The organism is Pseudomonas sp. LjRoot71 (assembly GCF_964253255.1).
Lineage (GTDB): Bacteria > Pseudomonadota > Gammaproteobacteria > Pseudomonadales > Pseudomonadaceae > Aquipseudomonas.
In genome coordinates, this window is record NZ_CAXURA020000001.1 from 50,866 (window position 1) to 73,804 (window position 22,939).

Here is a 22,939-nt window from a genome sequence, read left to right on the forward strand (position 1 = left end):
CGCAAATTGTAGGGTGCGCCGTGCGCACCATTGCCTCCACAGGAGACGCACATGAATCTGCCCAAACAAGTTCGCCTGGTCGAAGTCGGCCCGCGCGATGGTTTGCAGAACGAGAAACAGCCGATCAGCGTGGCCGACAAGGTGCGCCTGGTCGATGACTTGTCAGCCACAGGCCTGGGCTATATCGAGGTCGGCAGCTTTGTCTCGCCCAAGTGGGTACCGCAGATGGCGGGCAGCGCCGAGGTATTTGCGCAGATTCAGCAATTGCCGGGCATCACCTACGCCGCCCTTGCCCCTAACCTGAAGGGCTTTGAAGGTGCGCTGCAAGCGGGTGTCAGGGAAGTTGCGGTATTTGCTGCCGCATCGGAAGCCTTCTCGCAGAAGAATATCAACTGCTCGGTCAGCGAGAGCCTGGAGCGTTTCGTGCCGGTAATGGACGCCGCCAAACAGCATGGCATCCGCGTGCGCGGTTATGTGTCCTGCGTGTTGGGCTGCCCGTATGACGGCTTTGTGCCGCCCGAGCAGGTCGCCATGGTTGCTCGCGAGCTGTTTGCCATGGGCTGCTACGAGGTGTCGCTGGGTGACACCATCGGAGCCGGCACTGCGGGTGACACACGCAAGCTGTTCGAGGTGGTTGCCCGCGATATTCCCCGAGACAAGCTGGCCGGACACTTCCATGACACCTACGGCCAGGCCCTGGCGAATATCTACGCCGGCCTGCTGGAAGGCATCAGCGTATTCGACAGCTCGGTCGCCGGCCTCGGCGGTTGCCCTTATGCCAAGGGCGCAACCGGCAATGTCGCAACCGAAGATGTGCTTTACCTGCTCCAGGGTTTGGGTATTGAAACTGGCGTCGACATGGGCCGACTGATCGCCGCCGGCCAGCGTATTTGCGCAGTCCTGGACAAGCCCAATGGCTCGCGAGTGGCACGGGCCAAGCTGGCTAACGCCTAGGCGTAAGATTTTATTTACACCCTGTAAAGCGCCGCACTCAGGCTTGCTGCCGGCTGCCTGAGCGCGGTGCACAGCGGCTACAGCCGCAGTAACTGCTGTGGCGGATCTGCCGCGCACCGGCCGCCGCAAGCCAGGCAGCAGCCAGTAGGCTAGCCGGCACAAGCCGCACAACAAGAATGATGAGGACGCACGATGCAACAGCCCCTGTGGACGCCTTCTGCCGAACGTATCGCAGCAACCCGGATGGACAGCTTCCGCCGCTTCGTCAATCAGCGTCACAGCCTGCAACTGGCCGACTACCCGGCCCTGCATGCCTGGAGCGTGGCGCAGCGTGAAGCCTTCTGGCAGGCAGTGGTCGAGTTCTTCGAGGTGCGTTTCAGTGCACAACCCAGCGCCGTGTTGCAGGAAGGCAAGGCCATGCCCAGCGCCCACTGGTTTCCTGGCGCAACCCTGAATTTTGCCGAACATCTGCTGCGGCGCCGTGATAGCCACCCGGCCCTGATCGCCATTGGCGAAGACGGCTCGCGCGAACAGCTGAGCTACGCCGAACTGGCCGCCCATGTTGCCGGCTTGCAGCGCAGCCTGCGTGAAGCTGGCGTGGGGATCGGCGACCGGGTGGCCGCCTTTATGCCCAACACCTGGCAAACCCTGGTCGGAATGCTCGCCTGCACCAGCCTGGGCGCCACCTGGTCGAGTTGCTCGCCGGACTTCGGCACCCAGGGTGTCATCGACCGTTTCGGCCAGATCGAACCCAAGGTACTGATTGCCGCCGCCGGCTATCGCTATGCTGGTAAGAATCTCGATCTGACCGCCAAGCTCAATGAAATCCTCGAGCGCCTTCCCTCGCTTGAGCAGCTGATTCTGGTGCCCTACTCCAACACCCAGACCAAAGCCGCCGATTTCCATTCAGCGGCCAAAGTCGCGCTGTGGCAGGACTTCTACCAAGCCGGCGGCGAACCCGAATTCACCCAGGTTCCGTTCGATCACCCGCTGTATATCCTCTACTCCAGCGGCACCACCGGCGTGCCCAAGTGCATCGTGCATGGCACCGGCGGCACCCTGTTGCAGCACGTCAAGGAACTCGGCCTGCACACCGACCTGACGGCTGACGACACGCTGTTCTACTACACCACCTGCGGCTGGATGATGTGGAACTGGCTGGTCTCCGGCCTGGCCTTGGGTGCGACCCTGGTGCTGTTCGACGGCTCACCGTTCCACCCAGGGGCCGAGCGTCTGATCGACCTGATCGATGCGGAAAACATCAGCCTCTTCGGCACCAGCGCCAAGTTTCTTGCCGCCCTGGAAAAAGCCGGTGCCAAGCCAGGCAGCACGCACAGACTGCAACGGCTTAAGGCGATTCTCTCGACCGGTTCGCCGCTGTCCCATGAAAGTTTCGAGTACGTCTACCGCGAGATCAAAGCCGATATCTGCCTGTCCTCGATCTCCGGCGGCACCGATATCGTCTCCTGCTTTGCCCTAGGCAACCCGGTACTGCCGGTGTGGCGCGGCGAGTTGCAGTGCAAGGGCCTGGGCATGGACGTTCAGGTATGGAACGACGCCGGCCAGCCGGTGACAGGCGAAAAAGGCGAGCTGGTTTGCGCTCAGCATTTCCCTTCCATGCCGATTGGCTTCTGGAAGGACGCCGATGGCAGCAAGTTCCAGGCGGCCTACTTCGACACCTTCCCCGGTATCTGGGCCCACGGCGACTACGCCGAGATTACCGAGCACGGCGGTTTGGTGATCCATGGCCGCTCCGATGCAGTGCTGAATCCCGGTGGCGTGCGGATCGGCACCGCCGAGATCTACCGCCAGGTGGAAAAGGTCGAAGCCGTGCTGGAATCCATCGCCATCGGCCAGGAGTGGGACGACGACGTGCGCGTGGTGTTGTTTGTCCGTCTGCGTGAAGGCGTACAACTTGACGATGCCCTGCAAGCGCAGATTTGCCAGGTAATCCGCGCCAACACCACACCGCGCCATGTACCGGCGAAGATCATCGCCGTAGCCGACATCCCGCGCACCATCAGCGGCAAGATCGTCGAGCTAGCAGTGCGCAACGTGGTGCACAGCAAACCGGTAAAAAACACCGATGCGTTGGCCAACCCGCAGGCGCTGGAGCTGTACCGCGATCTGGCAGAGCTGCGGTACTGAAGTACCAAAAACTCCAGCCGAGCCCGGCGCGCAGTGCTTATAATCCAAGCCAGTCGTTGTTGGAGTGCTGCCGTGGCTGTGCGCTGGATCTGTCTCGCTGTACTGCTAACCTCGCTGACCCTGAGCGCAACAGCACAGGAACCGCTGGAGCTGCACATGCCGGACGCGCCGCCGCTGACCTTTGTCAGCTTTCAGGGCGGCTACGGTATGGTCGGCGATGTGGCGCTGGCTGCGATTGCCCGCGCGGGCTATCTCAGCCATATCCATGTCACCCCCTGGGCTCGTGCCCAGCAGCGGGTTAGTCGCGGGAAGAATCTGCTGATCATCCCGCTTTCGCGCACCCCAGAGCGCGAAACGTTGTACAGCTGGATCGCCCCGATCATGCCGCTTGAGCGCGCCTTTTTCAGCCTTGACGCGCCGGTGGCTGATTTTGCCGAAGCCCGCCAGCGTTACCGACGCATTGCCGTCGGTCATGGCACTGCACAAATGGAAATACTCAAGAGTGAGGGGTTTATCGAAGCGCAGATTGTCAGCCTCAAACTTGGCGATAATCCCGCTCGCATGCTTGAGCTAGTGCGTGTCGATGCCTGGTTTACTGGAGTACCGGAAGGTTTGTATCTGTGGCCGAAAAGCAACAATCGATTGCAGATGAGCCCCGTGCTGGCCAGTACCGATCTGTACCTGGCCTGCTCGAAAGACTGTGATGCGCAGTTGCAGGAAGATCTGCGCAAGGCCGTTGCAGCGCTAAGTGCCGAAGGCATGATCCAGCGTATCCAGGAAACCTACCAACCCGAGCGCTAACGGCACACAACCTCCTCACAGCCGGGACTTCAAATGCCTTTGCGGCCGGGGTCCTCTGGCGCTTGCTCCTCTTCGATATCTTCCAGCGTCAATTCCAACCCCCACTCGGCAGCGGAAGCAGCCGGTGCCACCGCAGGGCGAGGCGCGGCAGCCACAGGGGCCGGCGCTGCGACAGGTGCGGCAGGCGCAGCGGGGTTGTCGCGGTATAGCTTGAGCTTAAGCCGCACATTGTTGGCTGAATCGGCGTTCTTCACAGCCTCTTCTTCATCAATCGAGCCATCGTTGACCAGATCGATCAGCGCCTGGTCGAAGGTCTGCATGCCAAGATTTTTTGACTTCTCCATGGTTTCCTTGATTTCGGAGAAGTCGCTGCGCTTGATCTGGTCGCGAATCGTTGGGGTGCCGAGCAGCACCTCCACCGCTGCGCGGCGCTTGCCGTCGATGGTCTTGACCAGGCGCTGGGAGACAAACGCCTTGAGGTTGTTGCCCAGATCGTTGAGCAGCTGCGGTCGGCGGTCTTCGGGGAAGAAATTGATGATGCGATCCAGCGCCTGGTTGGCGTTGTTCGCGTGCAGCGTGGAGATCGCCAGGTGGCCGGTGTCGGCAAAGGCCAGGGCATGCTCCATGGTTTCGCGGTCGCGGATCTCGCCGATCAGGATCACATCCGGCGCCTGACGCAGGGTGTTCTTCAGCGCGGCATGAAAGCTGCGGGTGTCCACGCCGACTTCACGCTGGTTGATGATCGACTTCTTGTGCTTGTGCACGTACTCCACCGGGTCTTCGATGGTGATGATATGCCCGCCGCTGTTGCGGTTGCGGTAGTCGATCAGCGCCGCCAGGGAGGTCGACTTACCCGAGCCGGTGCCACCGACAAACAGCACCAGACCGCGTTTTTCCATCACGGTCTTGAGCAGCACTTCCGGCAGTTTCAGGTCCTCAAACCGGGGGATGTCCATCTTGATATTGCGCGCAACAATCGACACTTCGTTACGCTGCTTGAAGATATTGATGCGAAAGCGCCCGACGCTGGCAATCGAGATGGCCAGGTTCATTTCCAGCTCACGCTCGAACTCCTCACGCTGCGCGCTATCCATCACCGAGTCGGCGATGGCCGCTACCTCGCCGGCCTTTAGCGGCTCGGCGCTAAGTGCCTTGAGCACACCGTTGAACTTGGCGCAGGGCGGTGCCCCGGTGGAGAGGTAAAGATCGGACCCGTCCTGGCTGGACAGGATTTTCAGCATGGCATTGAGGTCCATAACGCGCGATTCCGTGTGTTGGATGTATTACGTTAGGCCAAGATTACGCATCGCTCCCGAGAAAATCGGAGCTTGCCCGGCCGAGGCGCTAAGCGGCTGAAAATACTGGCACAATACGCCCTTGGAAATCCGAGGAGCCCGTCATGGCTAAGGCAATGGCCCGCCACATTCTGGTGAAAACCGAAGCAGAAGCCGCCGCACTGAAGAAACGTATCGCCGCCGGCGAAGCCTTCGATGTGCTGGCACGCAAGTACTCCACCTGCCCCTCCGGCAAGAAAGGCGGCGACCTGGGTGAAGTGCGCCCTGGGCAGATGGTGCGCGCCATCGATCAGGTGATTTTTAAAAAGCCGGTGCGTGAAGTGCACGGCCCGGTGAAAAGCCAGTTTGGCTACCATCTGGTGCAGGTTTTCTACCGCGAGTGATCTGAGATGACGCCTGAACACGTAGCTGCTTTCTGCCTGAGCCTGCCGGGTGCCCGTGAGGACATCAAATGGGGCGGCGTGCGGGTGTTCTCGGTGGCTGAGAGCAAGATGTTCGCCCTGTTTCACCTGGGTAGCCATGACGGTTTGGCCTTCAAGGTGGATGCCGACCTATTTCTCGGCTATTGCGACCGTCCGGGCATCCGTCCAGCTCCTTATTTGGCGCGCGCGCACTGGATCAGCATGGCCGCGCCCTACCCGCTCGGTGATAACGAACTGCAAGCATTGCTGACGCGCTCCCATCAACTGGTGGTTGGCAAATTGCCCAAACGCCTGAAACTGGCTCTGCTGCTCGACCCGAGTGCAGAGTAACGGCTGCAAGATGTCGGACAACACCACTGCGTTGCATGAATTCAGCCGCCAGGATGTCTGGGCCGGCTTTAAGCAACTCGTCCCACTTTCCATTTTCGTGATCGCCTTTGGCGCAGCGTTTGGCCTCGCAGCAGTACAGACGGGGCTGGATAACCCGTCGGCGCTGCTGATGAGCATCCTGGTCTTCGCCGGTGCCTCACAATTTGCCGCGCTGGAGTTGTGGGGTGTGCACATCCCCATCGTGCCATTGGCCCTCACCGTGTTCGCCATCAATGCGCGTCACCTGCTGATGGGCGCATCGCTGTATTCCTGGCTGCGCCATCTGTCCCCAACCAGGCGCTATGGGGTGATGCTGGTTGCTTCCGATGCCAACTGGGCGCTAGCCATACAAGCCTTCAATCGCGGCCAACCGGGCTTTGGCCTGCTGCTCGGTGGTGGCCTTGCGCTGTGGTCATTCTGGGTCTTTGGCACCTGGTTGGGGATTTATTTCGGCGGCGCCATCCATGACCCCAAGAGTTTTGGTCTGGACATGGTGATGGGCTGTTTTCTGTTGGCGATGGCCGTGGGCGGTGAAAAGAACCTCAGGTTATTGCTGATTTGGACGGTCGCTGCCGGCTCATCACTGCTGGCTTACTGGTACCTGCCGGACAATAGCCATGTGGTTGTCGGGGCTCTGGCAGGCGGCGTATTCGGTGCGCTGTGGATGGAGAAGAAAAAATGAGCATGGCCACGACGGGCTGGGGCGCGCTGATCATCGTCTTGGTCATGGCGGCCGTGACACTGGCGACACGCTGGGGTGGCGTGTTCGTGATGGCGTATGTGCCGATCAGCTACAGGGTTCAGCAATTTATCAGGGCCATGTCAGGCTCGGTGCTGGTGGCCATTCTTACGCCGATGGCAATTGATGGCGACATGAGCGCACGACTGGCCTTGCTGACTACGGCAGTTGTCATGCTGCTGGTGAAAAAGCCGCTGCCCGCGATTGCCGCTGGCATTCTGGTCGCGGCCCTCTGCCGACAACTTTGAGTATCGCCGCACGGGCCTTGCCGCACAGCTAGCAAGCGCCGTTTAGCGAAATTGACATATCTGCCTGACGACAACCTATGCCGCCCCGCGAACCAGGCAAGACTGCTATTAACCCCTCACAACACCGCTATTGATTGCTCACGCCGCTGCCAATTGTCCTGCTGCGGCAGGTCATTTCAAAGCACATATGTATATATCTAAAAATTCTTTATTAACTATTTTTTAGATCGTTTAACTTATTTCTACCGGATCACCGGACCCTGCTGAACCCCATTTATTTCCAGTGATCCGGCCACTCCTGCAACAGCAGTCGATTGGCTGTTGAGGAGTCCTGCCATGCTCAACAAATTCCTGCCCCGTCGCCTGCTTGCCGCTATCGCCTTGGGTGGTTTTGCCCTGAATGCCCATGCGGTGGATTTCACCGTGGCCTACCAGACCACCGTCGACCCGGCCAAAGTCGCCCAGGCTGATGGTGCGTATGAAAAAGCCAGCAACGCCAAGATCGACTGGCGCAAATTCGATGGCGGTGCCGAAGTCATTACCGCCGTTGCCTCCGGCGATGTGCAGATCGGCTATGTCGGCTCCAGCCCTCTGGCCGCAGCGGCCACCCGTGAATTGCCGATTCAGACCTTTCTGATTGCCGCCCAGATCGGTGCCGCCGAGGCGCTGGTTGCCCGTGACGGCAGCAATATCAGCAAACCCGAAGACCTGATCGGCAAAAAAGTTGCCGTACCGTTTGTGTCCACCGGCCACTACAGCCTGCTCGCCGCGCTCAAGCACTGGAAGATTGATCCGAGCAAGGTGCAAATCCTCAACCTGGCTCCGCCGGCAATCATTGCTGCCTGGCAGCGTGGCGACATCGATGCGACCTACGTGTGGGACCCGGCGCTGGGTGTGGCCAAGGAAAACGGCAAGGTACTGATCACCTCAGGTGAACTGAGCGACCTGGGTGCACCAACCTTCGATGCCTGGATTGTGCGCAAAGACTTTGCCGAGAAGCACCCTGAAGTTGTCCGTGCCTTTGCCAAGGTCACCCTGGACGCATACGCCAACTACCGTAAAGACCCGCAAGCCTGGCTGGCCGACAGCAGCAACATCGACAAGCTGGTCAAGCTCTCCGGCGCTAAGGCCCAGGACATCCCGCTGCTGCTGCAAGGCAACGTGTTCCCACTGGCAGCCGATCAGGTCAACCAGCTCGCGGCGCCGACCACCCAGGCCATCACCAACACCGCCAAGTTCCTCAAAGAGCAAGGCAAGGTCGATGCGGTGCTGCCGGACTACGCGCCCTACGTCAGCAATCAATACCTGACCAACTAAATCACCTTACCTGCGCCGTGCATGACCATTCGGCCTGCACTGCGCAGCGGCATTCTTGCGGAGTAAGCAGCATGAGTTTTCGTCCATTACGCAGCCTGTTGGCGGCGCTGATTGTCAGCGGGCTGAGCACCGCAGCCCAGGCAGATGACCTGATCATCGGTTACCAGACTGGTATCGATCCGACCAAAGTGGCGCAGTTTGACGGCACCTACGACAAAGCCTTGGGTCAGAAGATCGACTGGCGACGTTTTAACAGCGGCGCTGAAGTGGTTACCGCCATCGCCTCCGGCGACGTACAGATCGGTAACCTCGGCAGCAGCCCATTGGCCGCCGCCAGCCGTGGCCTGCCGATTGTGACCTTTATAGTCGCCGCGCAAATCAACGCCGCAGAGGCATTGGTAGTACGTAACGGCAGCGGCATCAATGGCCCGCAAGACCTGATCGGCAAGACCATCGCCACGCCATTCGTTTCCACCTCGCACTACAGCCTGCTCGGCGCACTCAAGCACTGGCAGGTCGAACCGAGCAAAGTGAAGATCGTCAACCTTAACCCCAGCGAAATCTCAGCTGCCTGGGCGCGCGGCAATATCGACGGGGCCTTCGTCTGGTCGCCGGCACTCGGCGCGATCAAGCAGAACGGCACAGTGCTGACCGATGCCGCAGAAGTCGGCACCTGGGGCGCTCCGACCTTCGAAGTGTGGGTGGCACGCAAGGATTTTGCAGAGAAGCACCCGGAGCTGCTGAGTAAATTCGCCCAGGTCAGCCTGGATGCTTTCGCCGACTACGCCGCCAACAAAGACAGCTGGACTGCCGACTCCGAGCCCGTGCAGAAAATTGCCAAGTTGACCGGTGCTGATCCTAATGACGTGCCTGAGCTGCTCGCCGGCTCTGCCTTCCCGGATGCCAAGCAGCAAGCCGAGTTGCTCGGTGGCAAGACGGCCAAGGACATCGCCGCCACCGCGGTATTTCTCAAGGAACAGGGCAAAGCCGACAGCGTGCTGAGCGACTACTCACCCTATGTCAGCGACGCCTATATCCAGTAACCCGCTGTAACTCCCCCGGCAAAAGCTGGGGGAGCATTTGAGAGAGTCACGATCATGGCCTTACTTGAACTGGAGCGCATCAGCGCACAGTACCCCGGCACGGCCGAGCCGGTACTGACGGATATTTCCCTGAGCCTTGGCCCTCAGCAATTGCTGGTCGCCCTAGGCCCTTCGGGCAGTGGCAAAACCACCCTGCTCAACCTGATCGCCGGCTTTGTTGCACCCAACGCCGGCCGCATCAGCCTCGATCAACAACCGGTACAGGGCCCCAGCGCCGAACGCGGCGTGGTGTTTCAGGATGACGCCCTGTTGCCCTGGCAGAACGTATTGGAAAACGTCGCATTCGGCCTGCAACTGGCCGGCGTGGCAAAGCCCCAGCGCGAAGCCAGGGCCCGCGAACTGTTGAGCCTGGTGGATCTGGCAGGGTTCGAACAGCGACGCATCTGGGAACTGTCTGGCGGTCAGCGTCAGCGTGTCGGCCTGGCCCGCGCACTGGCCGCCGAACCACGGGTGCTGCTGATGGACGAGCCGTTCGGTGCCCTCGACGCCTTTACCCGCGAGCAGATGCAGGAGCTGCTGCTGCAGGTCTGGCAGCGCACGGCCAAACCCGTGTTCCTGATTACCCACGACATCGAGGAAGCAGTCTTTCTCGCCACCGACCTGATTCTGCTGTCAGCCAACCCTGGCCGCATCAGCGAACGCCTGAGCCTGGATTTCGGCCAACGCTACACCGCCGCTGAGAGTGCCCGCGCGATTAAATCCGATCCGGCCTTTATTGCCACCCGCGAGCATGTGCTCGCCCAGGTTTTCGCCGAACGCCAAGGGAGCCGCGCATGAGCAGCCATGAGTACATCTACTCCAACACCGAGAGCGAACAACAAGCACGGCGTGCTCCGCGTGAGCTCAGCCTGTTCACCATCAGTAGCCTGACAGTCGCCTTTTTACTGTGGGCTTGGTGGGCGGTAACCTACTTCGGCCTGATTGAGCCGCTGTTTCTACCCAGCCCACAGGCGGTGGCCAAACGCGGCTGGCTGGTGCTGAGCCAGGGTTATATGGATTCCAGCCTCTGGCAGCACCTGGCCGCCAGCCTGCAACGTATCGGCCTGGGTCTGTTCGCCGCCGTACTGACCGCCATTCCGCTGGGGATCGCGATTGGCCGTTACCGAATCGCTCGCGGTATTTTCGACCCGCTGATCGAGTTCTACCGCCCGATCCCGCCGCTGGCTTACCTGCCGCTGATCGTTATCTGGTGCGGGATTGGTGAGCTGTCCAAGGTGCTGCTGATCTTTCTGGCGATCTTCGCGCCAATCGCCATTTCCACCGCCACCGGCGTGCGCAACGTCGACCCGAGCAAGATTCGCGCAGCGCAATCGATGGGTGCCAGCCAGGCGCAGTTGATCCGCTACGTGATCCTGCCCAGCGCCCTACCGGAGATTCTTACTGGCATTCGCATCGGCCTGGGTGTGGGCTGGTCAACCCTGGTGGCCGCCGAGCTGATCGCCGCCACCAGTGGCCTGGGTTTTATGGTGCAGTCCGCCGCCCAGTTTCTGGTAACCGATGTGGTGATTCTCGGGATTCTGGTGATCGCCCTGATCGCCTTTGCCCTGGAGATGGGCCTGCGCGCCCTGCAACGTAAGCTGGTGCCCTGGCATGGCCAAGCCCATTGAACTGGATAGATGAGCATGAGCATTCAAATCACCCAACTGAGCCCTGCCCTTGGCGCACAGATTGACGGCATCAACCTCAGCGAGCCCCTGAGCGCCGAGAACCATCAGTTGATTGAGCAGGCCCTGCTCACGCATCAGGTGCTGTTCTTCCGTAACCAGCCGATCACCCCACAACAGCAGGCCAGTTTTGCCCGCCATTTTGGTGATCTGCATATCCACCCGATCTACCCCAATGTGCCGGAGCAGCCAGAAGTGCTGATCCTCGACACGGCGGTAACCGATGTGCGCGACAACGCCATCTGGCACACCGATGTCACCTTCCTGCCGACTCCGGCCATGGGCGCGGTGCTGTCGGCCAAGCTGCTGCCACCTTTCGGTGGCGACACGCTGTGGGCCAGCAGCAGTGCTGCCTTCGAGGCATTGTCGAAACCGCTGCAGGTGCTGCTCGACGGCCTGACTGCCACCCACGACTTCACCCACTCGTTCCCGCTGGAGCGCTACGGCAATACCCCGCAAGCGCTTGAGCACTACCACGAGGTGCAGCGTAAATACCCGCCACTGTCCCACCCGGTGGTGCGCACTCACCCGGTTACAGGGCGCAAGGGACTGTTCGTCAACGATGGCTTCACCACCCGGATCAACGAACTGGAGGCCGATGAAAGCGATGCGCTGCTGCGCTTTCTGTTCGCCCACAGCACCCGCCCGGAGTTCACCGTGCGTTGGCGCTGGCAGACCAACGACATCGCCTTCTGGGACAACCGCATTACCCAGCATTACGCCGTAGACGACTACCGCCCGCAGCGCCGGGTGATGCAGCGCGCGACAATTCTCGGAGATGCGCCGGTCTAAGCAGAGTCTATGCCCCTCACTCCTCCTGACAGCGGCAGCCTTTCTCCAGCCTCGACCAGGCTGGCGCATGCGGTTTTATCAGCCTGCCGCAACTCTACTTCGAACACCTGCTTGGCAGTTTGCTGCTGTTGCATGGCAATTACCCAATAGGCAAACCGATCACCTATCCTTGGGCAACACCCCGTGAATATACCGAGCACGGGCTTGCCGAGGAGATGGCGCATGGCGCAATTCACTGGCGGTTGCCTTTGCGGCAACGTGCGTATCGAAGCAACCGGGCAACCTTACCGAGTTGGCCTGTGTCATTGCCTCGACTGTCGCAAACACCACGGCGTACTCTTCCACGCCTCTGCGGTTTTTCCCAAGGACGCCGTGACAGTCGTTGGCGCAACAGCCGATTACGCCGGGCGGTTTTTCTGCCCACGCTGCGGCTCTTCGGTATTTTCCCGCAGTGCCGACGAAGTCGAAATCAATCTGGGGACTCTCGACAGCCCCAACCAACTGCGCCCCACCTATGAGCTGTGGACCACCCGCCGCGAATCCTGGCTGCCACCCTTCCCATTCACGAAGCGCTATGAAGGTGATCGGGAAACCACCACACGCACGGAAGAGTAGAGACACCGTCTCGGGGTAGCCCAGTCAAGCCGACTCAAGCGCAATGCAGTAGGCTTGGGCGCACAACAACAATCAACGAGTCCCATGCATGCCTAGCATTCAGTCTCAGCTGCTTATTGCCCTTCTGCGCATCACCCGACGCAAACGCATTTACAGCTCCGTGCAGGCGGTACTTGAGGGCATCAAGAAAGTCAGAAACCAAGGCCCGGCAAGGCCCTCAGGCAATATGCTGCGCAACCTTGAAGTACAGCATCAGACCCCGGACGGGATCGAGCTGTACCAACTGTCGCCACAAACCCCACAGGCCACGGCGCGCCATCTGCTCTACCTGCATGGCGGGGCCTATATCCGGCCCATCACCACACATCATTGGCGATTTCTTCAGCGACTTGTAGAGCAGACCGGCTGCACGATCACCGTGCCCCTCTACCCGCTGGCACCTGAAGCCAGCTGCAAGCAGGCAGTGGATGCGGTTGTTCGGGTTTACCAGCACCTCTGCATCACCACAGATGCCGGCTCACTGACCCTGGCCGGTGATTCTGCCGGTGGCGGCCTGAGCCTCGCCCTTTGCTACGCCCTGCGCGAAAAAGGCCTGCCACTACCCGCGCAATTGGTGCTGATCTGCCCCTGGCTTGATGTGAGCATGCAGCACCCGGCCATAGCCGCCAGAGAAAAGCATGACCCCATGCTCGCCGCTGTCGGCCTAAAAGAGGCCGGCCGTTTGTACGCTGGGGATTTGAGTGTTGAGCACAGTCATGTCAGCCCGCTTCGTGGCAACCTGCAAGGCCTCCCACCCACACTGCTGTTCGCCGGCACACGCGATATCGCCCACCACGACGCATTGCTGTTTGCCAACAAAATGCGGGCTGCCGGCGTACCGGTGGACCTGCAGATAGGCGAAGGAATGATTCACGTCTGGCCAATCCTACCCATCCCAGAGGGTAAAAAGGCGCTGGAGCTGATTGTCAGCTGCTTAACTAGCGCCGGTTAACAGGAATGGTCTGCGGTAAATAGAAACGTTACATCCATAGTCGGCGGCAGAGAGTTGCATGCGGCGCTATCGGCCGATTCTGTTGAAAAAGTAGCTGCTTCCCCATGCCTTCGGCAGAATTGCCCTGTCAGCGAGCGCGGGGGCGAACAGCATGATGGGGCAGTTACCGGGAGGACAGCAGCGCCTGTTCTACTCGTTCAATCTGGAAGATCACGTCCCGGCCCAACACCTCCTGCGCAGCATCGACCAGTGCTTAGATCTCAGTGATCTGCGCGCCTACCTGGCAGATTTCTATAGCCCCATCGGGCGCCCCTCGATTGATCCGGAGTTAATGGTGCGCATGCTGGTCGTCGGCTACTGCTATGGCATCCGTTCCGAGCGGCGACTGTGCGAAGAGGTGCACCTAAACCTGGCCTATCGCTGGTTCTGCCGACTGGGCTTGGAGGATGAAGTACCCAATCATTCGACCTTCTCGAAGAATCGCCATGGACGTTTTCGTGACAGCGATCTGTTCCGCTGGTTGTTCAATGAGGTGCTGCGGCGCTGCATGGCGGCCGGTCTGGTCAAGGGTGAAGGTTTCGCCGTCGACGCCAGCATCATCAAGGCGGATGCCAGCCGGCAACGTGGGGTAGCGGGAGATGAAGTCGATTGGAGTGATCCAAAGCTCAGCAGCCGCGCCGTACGCGAGTACCTCGAAGCCCTTGATGAAGAGGTGTTGGCTAAAGCCCTCCCCAAGAAGATTTCGCTCACCGATCCGCTGTCTCGTTGGACAGCAGCGCCAGGCGGCCCGGCTTACTTTGCCTACTCCACCAACTACCTGATCGACACCGAGCATGGCGTGATCATGGATGTGGAAGCGACTCCGGCGCATCGTACCGCCGAGGTTGATTCGACTAGGACGATGGTTGAGCGTGTCGAAGCGCAGTTCGACCTCACACCGGAACGCCTCATCGGCGACACCGCCTATGGCACTGCGCCGATGCTGGCCTGGATGGTCGAAGAGAAGAACATCGAGCCGCATGTGCAGGTGTGGGACAAGACCGAACGCAAGGACGACACCCTCTCCAGTAATGACTTCCACTGGAATCAGGAGGCCAATGAATACCGCTGCCCAGCCGGCAAACCGCTGCGCAGTGCATGGCGCACCTTCACCCAGCAAAGATCGCGGGTGACCAAGGCCAACACCATCATCTACCGCTCCAGCCAAACCGACTGCGCCACCTGCCCGCTGAAAGCGAAGTGCTGCCCCAATACCGCATTTCGCAAGATCGCTCGGAGCATCCATGAAGCGACCCGTGACGTGGCGCGACGCATCGCCAAGACGCCGGAATACCTCGTCTCTCGTTGCGAACGGAAGAAGGTGGAGATGCTGTTCGCCCACCTCAAACGGATCATGAAACTGGACCGTTTACGACTGCGTGGACTGACGGGTGCGACTGACGAATTCACCTTGGCGGCGACCGTGCAAAACCTGAGACGTATGGCCAAGCTACTGCCTCACGGGCCGCCGATCACGGGATAGGTGCGCCTGCGGCGAGCAGAAACCCTCGAATTAACCCTCAGACCTGGGCAAAAAAGCTCAGTGAAACGCCGAAAGGCAACTTGAAGTGGCTTCCAGCCACTTCGACAGCAGGCACATTCGACCGGCCGGCTGCCGCTAAACCTACTTTTTCAACAGAATCGGCCGCTAGCTGCCCATCACCATAGGCTGCGTTCCCTGAGTTCCATACACGGGCGGGGGCATTCAGTTAACTGAGGAGCGAGCCGAGTTTCAAGAATGGCGCGCATTGAAAAACGCCCGCCAGGACGGCTGCCGCTCCGATACGTTACCCGCCGATAGGCGATGCCAGCCCTGCCAAATAGTCCCACGGGTAAATCCCCCGCTCATGCCCGTCACTGAACACTAGTTGCACGCCATAACCCTGACTGTTGATAGCACTCAGGCTTACCCCGGCATTGACCAGATCGATACGCCCGGCCAGCCGTGCCGCGCGGCACTGTGAACACGGGCATGCGGCACGCAACCTTGTATGGCTGAGGCTTTGCGTCGAGCCGTCAGGCCACTGCAGGTGCAGTAGGCCGGCACTGCGCTGATTGCGGATGGCGCTGGGGGCGTTCATCCCACAGCCTTTTGCAGCTGGCTCAGGGCGATACGCACGGCCTTGCGCACTTCCGGGTCGCTGTCCTGTTCGGCCGCTTGCAAGGGGGCAATGGCGGCGCTGTCGGCCAGTTCGCCGAGGGCTAGGGCGGCCTCCTTACGCAGGTTGCTGATGCTATGACCGAGCAGCGTGACCAAGCCATCCAACGCGTCGACAAAGCGCAGTTTGCCCAGCGAACGCGCCGCGCGCAGGCGCACCTGCCAGTAGCTGTCCTGCAATGCGTCGATCAGCGCCGGGCCGGCCTCGCTCAGGCCCACCTTGCCCAAGGTGGTGGCAGCTTCTTCGCGCACCTGCCATTCACTGTCGCGCAAGGCTGCCTGCAAAGCCGGCAGTACCACCAAATCGCTGGCCAGGCCCAAGGCACCGGTGGCGGCGCGGCGTACTTCGGTGTCCGGGTCATCACTGGCCAGGCGCGCCAACTCGGGTAGAGCGTCGAGCTGCTTGAGCCAGCCGAGGATGCCCACCGCCTCACGCCGTACAAAGGCATCGCTGTCCTGCAGGGCCTGGCGCGCCACTGGCACGCTGTCGGGCAGGCGCAGTTCACGCAGGGCACGCAGGGCGCTGCTGCGCACAAAGGCATCAGCATGGTTGGCCCAAGGCAGGATCACCCGCCCGGCGTCCAGGCTTTTCAGTTCGCTTAGGCTCTGCGCAGCAGCACCACGTACCGCCTCATCCGCATCGGCCAGGGCGGCGCACAAAGCGGCCACGACCTCGGGCTCCTCCCAGGCTTCAAGCAGACGGGCGGCCTCGGCGCGCACCTGGGCGTCGCTATCGCTGCCCAGGGCCTCAATCAACCAGGGTAAGGCGTCGGGGTCTTCCAGATCGGCCAGGGCAATCAGGGCAATACGCCGCACGCCTGCATCGCTGTCACTCAGGCGTGGCTGCAGGGCCAGAATTTCGGGGTTGTCGCTGTTCAATTCAGTCATAGGGCAATTCGCAATGGCGGGAAGTCGGCGCTGGGCAGGCCCAGCGGGGTCAGGCGTGGCAGTTCGCGGCCTTCTTCATGGCGCAGCAACTCCAGGCAATGGCGCTTGAGGCGGACGAACTCAGGGCTGGTCAGCAGGCTGGCGTGCCGGGGCCGGGGGAAATCCAGGCGCAGATCCTCGATAAAGCGTCCCGGCCGTGGGCTCATCACCAGTACGCGGTCGGCGAGAAACAGCGCCTCGTCGATATCGTGGGTGACAAACACCACGGTGGTACGGATGCGCGTCCAGATGTCCAGCAACAACTCCTGCATCCGCGCACGGGTCTGTGCATCCAGCGCGCCGAAGGGCTCGTCCATTAGCAACAGACGCGGGCGGTTGATCAGCACCCGGGCGATTTCCGCGCGCTGCTGCATGCCGCCGGACAACTGATTGGGCCAGCGCAGGGCAAACTCCTGCAGGCCAACCAGACGGAGAAACTCACCGGCCTGGTAGCGTCGCTCGGCCTTGCCCAGGCCCTGCATCTTCAGGCCGAAAGCAACGTTGTCGAGCACGCTGCGCCAGGGCAACAGGGTGTGGTGCTGAAACACCATACCGCGTTCAGGTGACGGCCCATCCACCGCCTGGCCATCGACGCGCAGCGCGCCGGCACTGATCTGTAGATGACCGGCCAGAGCACCGAGCAGGGTCGATTTGCCACAACCGGAGGGGCCGAGAATGCACACGAACTCGCCGGGCTCAACGCTGAAATCCAGGTTCTGCACGGCGTCGAAGGTCTGTGCGCCCTGCCCCAGGCGAATCGACAATTGCTGGCCGTCGATACGCCCCGGTTCAACGGCTTTTTCATAGGCACTCATCAGCGCTTCCCCTTGATCCGGTACCAGGGCGTCGCCCAGGCCCCCAGTTGTTTGACCAGGGCACTGCTGCCCATGCCGAGCACGCCGATCAGCAGCATGCCAACGACAATGTCGGCGTAGTTCTGGATGGTGTAGGACTCCCAGGTGTAGTAACCGATGCCCCACTGCCCGGAGATCATTTCCGCCGTCACCAGGCAGAACCACGAGGTGCCCATGCCGATGGCCAGGCCGGTAACGATGCTCGGCGCAGCGCCCGGCACGATTACCTCGCGCAGAATCGCCAGGCGCCCAGCGCCCAGGCTGCGCGCCGAGGCGATCAGACGCGGATCGACGCCCTCAACGCCATGGATGGTATTGAGCAGGATGGGGAACAGCGCCCCGGTAAAGGTGATAAAGATCATCGAGGCTTCCGAGGACGGAAACATCAGGATGGCCAGGGGAATCCAGGCCACCGCGGGAATCGGCCGCAACACTTCCAGTGGCGGCAGCAGGCTGTCTTCGGCCCATTTCGAACGGCCAATGGCCAGCCCCAGCAGCACACCGGCGATCACCGCCAGCAGGTAACCGACAAACACCCGGCCCAGGCTGCTGGACAGGTGCGTGGCCAGCTTGCTCGATTCGATCAGGGCCACGGCGGCATCCAGCACCGCGCTTGGCGTTGGCACGTAAGTGAAGGTAATCAGCCCCAGATTCAGACGCTGGGTCGCCGCCACATGCCAGAACAGCAGGCAGGCGGCGAGCGATGCCAGACGCAGGGGCCAGCGATATAGCGGATTCATGGCAATCTCCATAACCCTCTGCCACACCCCGCTCGCCTGAGCGAGAAAGGGGGGGCAGAGGGAGTAGGTCTTAGCGGCTGGCCAGCAACTGCTGGTTGGCGCTGACGAAATCCAGCGCGGTGCCGCCATGCTGCTGGGCGTACTGCTCGGCCTGCTGCTTGAGCAGGAAGGCGCTGAGCTGGCCCTTGGCATCACGGACGAACCAGGCCTGGTTGGCCAGCAGCTTGATGCCGCTGTCCGCTGCCTGGGCGTAGATGGCGCGGATGTCCTTGCCCTCTTCTTCCAGCGTGGCCAGGGCGCTCAACGCAGCCTCGGGCGAGGCGTAATGGCGCACCTTGTCTTCGCCACGCACCCAGATCTGCGCCAGGCGCTTGAAGTCGGTGATTGGTTTGCCGGTCACCGCATCATTGGCCTGCAGTGGCAACTGGGCGTAGTTCTCCAGCTGTTTGGAGTAGTCGAGGTTGGAGGCCTTGAACGCCGCACGGATGTACTGATCATCAATAAAGCTGTCGATGTTCAGGTCGCGGTCGGTGCGTTTGAGCAGCTTGAGGGTTTCGATGGAGGTAGTAACCGCCTGGCGATACTCCGGCTTCCAGCTCAGGTCGCGGGTCTGCAAGCCCAGCGGGCCGTGGAACAGGTAGTTGACCTCGGCCTCGATGCCGGTGACTTTCTCGATCAGCTCGCTGTATTTCTCCGGTTCAGCGGCCAGCAACTGGTCAGCTTCTATCCCTGCGCGCAGATAGGCGGTGACAACTTCCGGGTACTTTTTGGCGTACTCGGAATCCACCAGGGCGCCGTGGAACGTCGGTGCGTTGGCTTGCGAGCCATCGTAGATCTTGCGGGCGAAGCCACGGTTGGGGAACAGCTCGGCGAACGGCACAAAATCGGCGTGCGCCTCAATGCGGTTGCTGCGCAGCGCAGAACCGGCGATTTCCGGTGCCTGGGCGATGATGCGCACGTCCTTCTCCGGGTCCCAGCCTTGAGCGGCAACCGCACGCAGCAGCATGCCGTGGGCGGTGGAGGCAAAAGGTACGGAAATGGTCTTGCCCTTCAGCTCGGCCAGCGACTGCACGCTGGAAGACGCCGGCACGACGATGCCATTGCCACTACCCTCGATGCTGCCGGACAGCACGCTGATAAACAGGCTGCGTTTGCCGGCATCCAGGTGTGCAACGCCGTTGAATGAGCCAGGGAAGTCGGCCATCGCACCGAAGTCCAACTTGCCGGCGACCATTTCATTGGTCAGCGGCGCACCGCTTGTGAAGTTCTTCCACTCGATGACGTATTTGGCATCCTTGTACTTGCCGTCTTTGGGCAGGTACTTGTCGAGCAGCCCCAGCTCACGGATCAGCAGGCCGCCGGCGGCGCAGTTGATGGTGGTGTCCTGGGTGCCGATGGCGATACGGATCGGCTCTTGACTGGATTGGGCCTGAGCCGCGGTGATGCTGCTGATGGCCAGCGCAAGGCCGGCAATAGTAGTACGCAAGATCATGGGTGTTTCCCCTCGAATCAGTAGTTATGCAGACAGGGTTAACACGTAGCGAGCGAAGGGTAAGCAAGGCGAAACGCAGATGAAAAAGCGGAGTTGGCTCTAGCCAATGAGCATTTTGAGTCTGTGGTTCAAGGCCGCTAACCGAGCGCAGTAGTGTTTACCTGGTCTGTTGGAATCGTCTCCGCCACGCTGTAAGTGGTGGGAAACGAGGGGGTGTTACATCAGGCGTCCGGTGGTTGGCCGGATGGCATTTTTGCTCTTGTAGGGTGCGCCGGGCGCACCATCGACCAGCAGTGCGCGCCGCGCACCCTGGTCAACGCAACAGGTAAGGAATTTCCACTTTCACCGCGCCGGTCGGGCAGTCGGTTTCGCACGGCATGCAGTACCAGCACTCGTCAAAGGCCATATAGGCCTTCTGGGTGGCTGGGTTGATGGCCAGCAGGTCCATCGGGCAGACCTCCACACACACGGTGCAACCCTTGTGGGCGATGCACTTGTCCTCATCGACCGTTACCGGGGCATTGCTGCGAAAGAAGATTTCCTGCGGTTGATAAGCCATTTCACGATTCCTTGGAGCCTGCGGCTCGTTGTTCTGTACGGGTGTCACGCATAACTTTGCTTGCCGTGGGAGGGGCTTCAGCCGCGAACAAATGTCGCGGCTGAAGCCCCTCCCGCAATTACTGTCCTACGCGGCAGCCTCGGTTTTCACCCGCAGGCGGTTGTAGGCCTGTTGTTCATCGTCATCCAGGGCGATCAGATACGGCTCCACCGCCTTCTTGAAACTGACCATCTGGCCGTGCTCGTCCTTCTTCAGGTGGCAGTGCACAAACCACTCGGCGTCATTGCGCAGTGGGTGATCGACGCGGTGGTGATACAGGCCCCAGCGGCTCTCCTTGCGGAACAGCGAGGCGCGTGCAGCCATTTCGGCGCAGTCGCGGATCACACTGACTTCCAGGGCGCGCATCAGCTCATGAGGGTTGTTGGCCTTGAGCTGGTCGAGGTCACGCTGGATATCGGCAAAACGAGTCAGGCCGATTTCCATCTTCTTGGTCACCTTAGGCGGCTGCAGGTAATCGTTGACCATGCGCCGCAGCTTGTACTCGACCTGGGCCGGCGGCAGGCCGTGCTCACGCAGCAGCGGCGCATACACCCGCGCTTTCTCTGCCTCGATCTGCGCTTGGTCCAGCTCGCTGTAATCACGCTCAGCCACGTAGTCAGCCGAGTTGCTGCCGGCAAACCAGCCGTAGGTGAACGCCCCCAGCATGTAGTTGTGCGGCACGGCGGCCATGTCACCCGCCGAGTACAGGCCTTTCACCGAAGTCTCTGCCTTCTCGTTGACCCACACGCCCGAAGCACTATGGCCGGAGCAGAAACCGATTTCGGAGATATGCATCTCGACCATGTGCTGGCGGTAGTCGGTGCCGCGCCCGGCGTGGAACTGGCCGCGACTCGGCCGCTCGTTGCTGTGCAGAATTTCCTCGATGTTCTGGATGGTTTCCTCGGCCAGGTGATCGAGTTTGAGGAACACCGGGCCGTTGCCGCCTTCGAGTTCCTGGTGGAACTCCCACATCATCTGGCCGCTCCAGTAGTCGCACTCGATAAAGCGCTCGCCCTTGTTGTTGGCGGTATAGCCGCCCAGCGGGCCGGTGACGTAGGCGCAGGCCGGGCCGTTGTAGTCCTTAATCAGCGGGTTGATCTGGAAACACTCCAGGTTGGCCAGCTCGGCACCCGCGTGGTAGGCCATGACGTAGCCGTCGCCGGCGTTGGTCGGGTTCTCGTAGGTGCCCATCAGGTAGCCCGAAGACGGCAAGCCGAGACGTCCGGCCGCGCCGCAGCAGAGGATCACCGCCTTGGCCTTGATCACATGGAAGTCGGCGGTGCGGCAGTCAAAGCCCATCACTCCGTTGACCGTGCCTTCGGCATCCGTCAGCAAACGCGTGGCAATCAGACGGTTGGTGATCTCCACCCGCGCACGTTTGAGCTGGCGATACAGCACCTTCTTGATATCGTGGCCTTCCGGCATCGGCAGCACGTACGCGCCCATGTGGTGCACCTTCTTCACCGCGTAGTCGCCGGTCTCGTCCTTCTCGAACTTCACGCCCCAGCGATCCAGCTGTTCGATAGTCTCGAAACTGTGGGTGGCATAGGCGTACACGGCGGCCTGGTTGACGATACCGTCGTTGGCCACGGTGATTTCCTTGGTGTACTGCTCGGGCGTGGCGTGGCCGGGGATGATCGCGTTGTTCAGACCGTCCATACCCATGCTGATCGCGCCGCTACGCTTGACGTTGGCCTTGTCGATCAGCAGCACGCGCAATGCCTTGTTGCGCTCCTTGGCCTTGATTGCCGCCATCGGCCCGGCCGTACCGCCGCCGATGATGACGATGTCGTATTGCTGTTCGATGGTGTTGATCTCATTCATTGGTGCGCGCCCTTGTGCCGGTCGATGCGCAGGCGGTACTGGAAGGCATCGCCGCGGTAATAGAGGTGTTCGAAATCCAACGGCGTGCCATCGGCGGCATGGGTCAGACGCTCGATACGCATGATCGGCGAACCCTCCTCGACCAGCAGCGCCTGGGTCAGGTCGCTGTCGGCCAGCACCGCATCAATGGCCAGGTCGGCGTGGCCGAGGGCAATGCCACAGTCGTTTTCCAGGATCAGGAAGATGTCGCGGGTCGCCAGGTCGGCCTTCTCCAGCTTCTCGCCAACGGCTTGCGGCAGGTAGGTGACTTCCAGCGAAACCGGCTCGCGGTTGATCAAGCGCACCCGCTTGATCTCGGTGACCAGGCTGCCCTCTTCGACCTGCAAGCGTTCGGCGACCAGCGCGCTGGCGGGCACGAACTTGAGGCTGCGCAGGCGATTGAGCACTTCATAGCCCATCTGCGTCATCGACTCGGCCAGGCCTTGCAGGGTGCTGACGTTCTGGAAGGCCTTGGGCTTGGCGACGAAGGTGCCCTTGCCGTGGATCTTGAAGATCAGCCCCTCCTTCTGCAGATCGCCCAGGGCCTGGCGCACGGTGATGCGGCTGACGTCGAAGGCCTTGCCCAGCTCGCTCTCGGAAGGCATGCGACTGTGCGGCGGATAGGTGCCGTCGAGAATGCGCGTGCGCAGAAGCTCCTTGAGCTGGCTGTACAGCGGGACGGGTGACAGGGGAAGCAATTGGGCCATGTTCTAACTCTCGATTCTTACTTGTCATAACAAGTTGTAGCGAGAAGATAACGAATATAAGCATCGCTTTGAAAATACCGTTATCGAATAAGGTTATGGCATT

At 61.0% G+C, this 22,939-nt stretch carries 24 protein-coding genes; 15 read left to right on the top strand and 9 right to left on the bottom strand.

Translation table 11 applies throughout. The annotated features are described in order from the left end of the window. Positions 1 to 51: 51 nt before the first annotated feature. From ACSQ17_RS00195 to ACSQ17_RS00205, 3 genes are all read left to right on the top strand, one after another. The gene (locus tag ACSQ17_RS00195; RefSeq protein ID WP_436067085.1) at positions 52 to 954 is read left to right on the top strand and encodes a hydroxymethylglutaryl-CoA lyase; all 903 of its coding nucleotides are present in this window, start codon (positions 52 to 54) and stop codon (positions 952 to 954) included. A 192-nt stretch (positions 955 to 1,146) separates the two neighbouring features. Further along, entirely contained in the window at positions 1,147 to 3,102 is a 1,956-nt protein-coding gene (locus ACSQ17_RS00200; RefSeq protein ID WP_436067086.1) for an acetoacetate--CoA ligase, read from the top strand. A 72-nt stretch (positions 3,103 to 3,174) separates the two neighbouring features. Next, positions 3,175 to 3,903, top strand: coding sequence for a substrate-binding periplasmic protein (locus ACSQ17_RS00205; protein ID WP_436067087.1), 729 nt, complete (start codon positions 3,175 to 3,177; stop codon positions 3,901 to 3,903). Positions 3,904 to 3,932: 29 nt separating this feature from the next. On the opposite strand, the gene ACSQ17_RS00210 is transcribed toward ACSQ17_RS00205, so the two are convergent. Then, positions 3,933 to 5,159 carry a PilT/PilU family type 4a pilus ATPase gene (locus ACSQ17_RS00210; RefSeq protein WP_436067088.1) on the bottom strand — a complete coding sequence of 409 codons (1,227 nt, stop codon included), beginning with the start codon at positions 5,157 to 5,159 and terminating at the stop codon, positions 3,933 to 3,935. Between the two features lie 143 nt (positions 5,160 to 5,302). Here ACSQ17_RS00210 and ACSQ17_RS00215 point away from each other — a divergent pair, with 143 nt between their 5' ends. The 12 genes from ACSQ17_RS00215 to ACSQ17_RS00270 all read left to right on the top strand — a co-directional run bounded on the left by ACSQ17_RS00215 (position 5,303) and on the right by ACSQ17_RS00270 (position 14,980). Continuing rightward, complete coding sequence (locus ACSQ17_RS00215; RefSeq protein WP_090253882.1) at positions 5,303 to 5,581, top strand: peptidylprolyl isomerase; 279 nt, start codon at positions 5,303 to 5,305, stop codon at positions 5,579 to 5,581. A 6-nt stretch (positions 5,582 to 5,587) separates the two neighbouring features. Continuing rightward, positions 5,588 to 5,950 carry an MmcQ/YjbR family DNA-binding protein gene (locus ACSQ17_RS00220; RefSeq protein WP_436067089.1) on the top strand — a complete coding sequence of 121 codons (363 nt, stop codon included), beginning with the start codon at positions 5,588 to 5,590 and terminating at the stop codon, positions 5,948 to 5,950. 10 nt (positions 5,951 to 5,960) lie between these two features. Next, on the top strand, positions 5,961 to 6,671 hold the full coding sequence (locus ACSQ17_RS00225) for an AzlC family ABC transporter permease (protein WP_436067090.1): 711 nt from the start codon (positions 5,961 to 5,963) through the stop codon (positions 6,669 to 6,671). Beyond that, positions 6,668 to 6,976: an AzlD family protein gene (locus tag ACSQ17_RS00230; protein ID WP_436067091.1), complete on the top strand. Its 309-nt coding sequence runs from the start codon at positions 6,668 to 6,670 to the stop codon at positions 6,974 to 6,976. The genes ACSQ17_RS00225 and ACSQ17_RS00230 overlap by 4 nt, the downstream gene beginning before the upstream one ends. A 336-nt stretch (positions 6,977 to 7,312) precedes the next feature. Beyond that, entirely contained in the window at positions 7,313 to 8,293 is a 981-nt protein-coding gene (tauA, locus tag ACSQ17_RS00235) for a taurine ABC transporter substrate-binding protein (protein WP_436067092.1), read from the top strand. A gap of 71 nt (positions 8,294 to 8,364) precedes the next feature. Further along, complete coding sequence (gene tauA, locus ACSQ17_RS00240) at positions 8,365 to 9,336, top strand: taurine ABC transporter substrate-binding protein (RefSeq protein WP_436067093.1); 972 nt, start codon at positions 8,365 to 8,367, stop codon at positions 9,334 to 9,336. 54 nt (positions 9,337 to 9,390) lie between these two features. Continuing rightward, positions 9,391 to 10,173, top strand: coding sequence for a taurine ABC transporter ATP-binding subunit (tauB, locus tag ACSQ17_RS00245; protein ID WP_436067094.1), 783 nt, complete (start codon positions 9,391 to 9,393; stop codon positions 10,171 to 10,173). After that, positions 10,170 to 11,003, top strand: a complete 834-nt coding sequence (gene tauC / locus ACSQ17_RS00250) for a taurine ABC transporter permease TauC (RefSeq protein ID WP_436067095.1) — start codon at positions 10,170 to 10,172, stop codon at positions 11,001 to 11,003. The genes tauB and tauC overlap by 4 nt, the downstream gene beginning before the upstream one ends. Positions 11,004 to 11,018: 15 nt before the next feature. Beyond that, positions 11,019 to 11,852 carry a taurine dioxygenase gene (gene tauD, locus ACSQ17_RS00255; protein WP_436067096.1) on the top strand — a complete coding sequence of 278 codons (834 nt, stop codon included), beginning with the start codon at positions 11,019 to 11,021 and terminating at the stop codon, positions 11,850 to 11,852. 222 nt (positions 11,853 to 12,074) lie between these two features. Next, entirely contained in the window at positions 12,075 to 12,467 is a 393-nt protein-coding gene (locus tag ACSQ17_RS00260; RefSeq protein ID WP_436067097.1) for a GFA family protein, read from the top strand. Positions 12,468 to 12,555: 88 nt separating this feature from the next. Next, positions 12,556 to 13,458, top strand: a complete 903-nt coding sequence (locus ACSQ17_RS00265) for an alpha/beta hydrolase (protein ID WP_436067098.1) — start codon at positions 12,556 to 12,558, stop codon at positions 13,456 to 13,458. Positions 13,459 to 13,609: 151 nt separating this feature from the next. Then, complete coding sequence (locus ACSQ17_RS00270) at positions 13,610 to 14,980, top strand: IS1182 family transposase (RefSeq protein WP_436067099.1); 1,371 nt, start codon at positions 13,610 to 13,612, stop codon at positions 14,978 to 14,980. Positions 14,981 to 15,284: 304 nt separating this feature from the next. Here the strand turns inward: ACSQ17_RS00270 and ACSQ17_RS00275 are convergent, their stop codons facing one another. The 8 genes from ACSQ17_RS00275 to ACSQ17_RS00310 form a co-directional block, all read right to left on the bottom strand. After that, the gene (locus tag ACSQ17_RS00275) at positions 15,285 to 15,578 is read right to left on the bottom strand and encodes a DUF971 domain-containing protein (protein WP_436067100.1); all 294 of its coding nucleotides are present in this window, start codon (positions 15,576 to 15,578) and stop codon (positions 15,285 to 15,287) included. After that, positions 15,575 to 16,543, bottom strand: a complete 969-nt coding sequence (locus ACSQ17_RS00280; protein WP_436067101.1) for a HEAT repeat domain-containing protein — start codon at positions 16,541 to 16,543, stop codon at positions 15,575 to 15,577. The genes ACSQ17_RS00275 and ACSQ17_RS00280 overlap by 4 nt, the downstream gene beginning before the upstream one ends. Continuing rightward, on the bottom strand, positions 16,540 to 17,397 hold the full coding sequence (locus ACSQ17_RS00285; protein ID WP_436067102.1) for an ABC transporter ATP-binding protein: 858 nt from the start codon (positions 17,395 to 17,397) through the stop codon (positions 16,540 to 16,542). Before ACSQ17_RS00285 ends, ACSQ17_RS00280 begins: the two co-directional genes overlap by 4 nt. Beyond that, a complete protein-coding gene (locus ACSQ17_RS00290; RefSeq protein WP_436067103.1) occupies positions 17,397 to 18,176 on the bottom strand; it encodes an ABC transporter permease in 780 nt (259 codons plus the stop codon). The genes ACSQ17_RS00285 and ACSQ17_RS00290 overlap by 1 nt, the downstream gene beginning before the upstream one ends. Positions 18,177 to 18,246: 70 nt before the next feature. Further along, the gene (locus ACSQ17_RS00295) at positions 18,247 to 19,668 is read right to left on the bottom strand and encodes an ABC transporter substrate-binding protein (protein ID WP_436067104.1); all 1,422 of its coding nucleotides are present in this window, start codon (positions 19,666 to 19,668) and stop codon (positions 18,247 to 18,249) included. A gap of 313 nt (positions 19,669 to 19,981) precedes the next feature. Then, a complete protein-coding gene (locus ACSQ17_RS00300; protein WP_436067105.1) occupies positions 19,982 to 20,227 on the bottom strand; it encodes a 4Fe-4S dicluster domain-containing protein in 246 nt (81 codons plus the stop codon). A gap of 126 nt (positions 20,228 to 20,353) precedes the next feature. Beyond that, positions 20,354 to 22,081 (bottom strand): fumarate reductase/succinate dehydrogenase flavoprotein subunit, encoded by a 1,728-nt coding sequence (locus ACSQ17_RS00305; RefSeq protein ID WP_436070399.1) that lies wholly within the window; start codon positions 22,079 to 22,081, stop codon positions 20,354 to 20,356. 5 nt (positions 22,082 to 22,086) lie between these two features. Beyond that, complete coding sequence (locus ACSQ17_RS00310; RefSeq protein ID WP_436067106.1) at positions 22,087 to 22,836, bottom strand: GntR family transcriptional regulator; 750 nt, start codon at positions 22,834 to 22,836, stop codon at positions 22,087 to 22,089. Between the last annotated feature and the right edge of the window lie 103 nt (positions 22,837 to 22,939).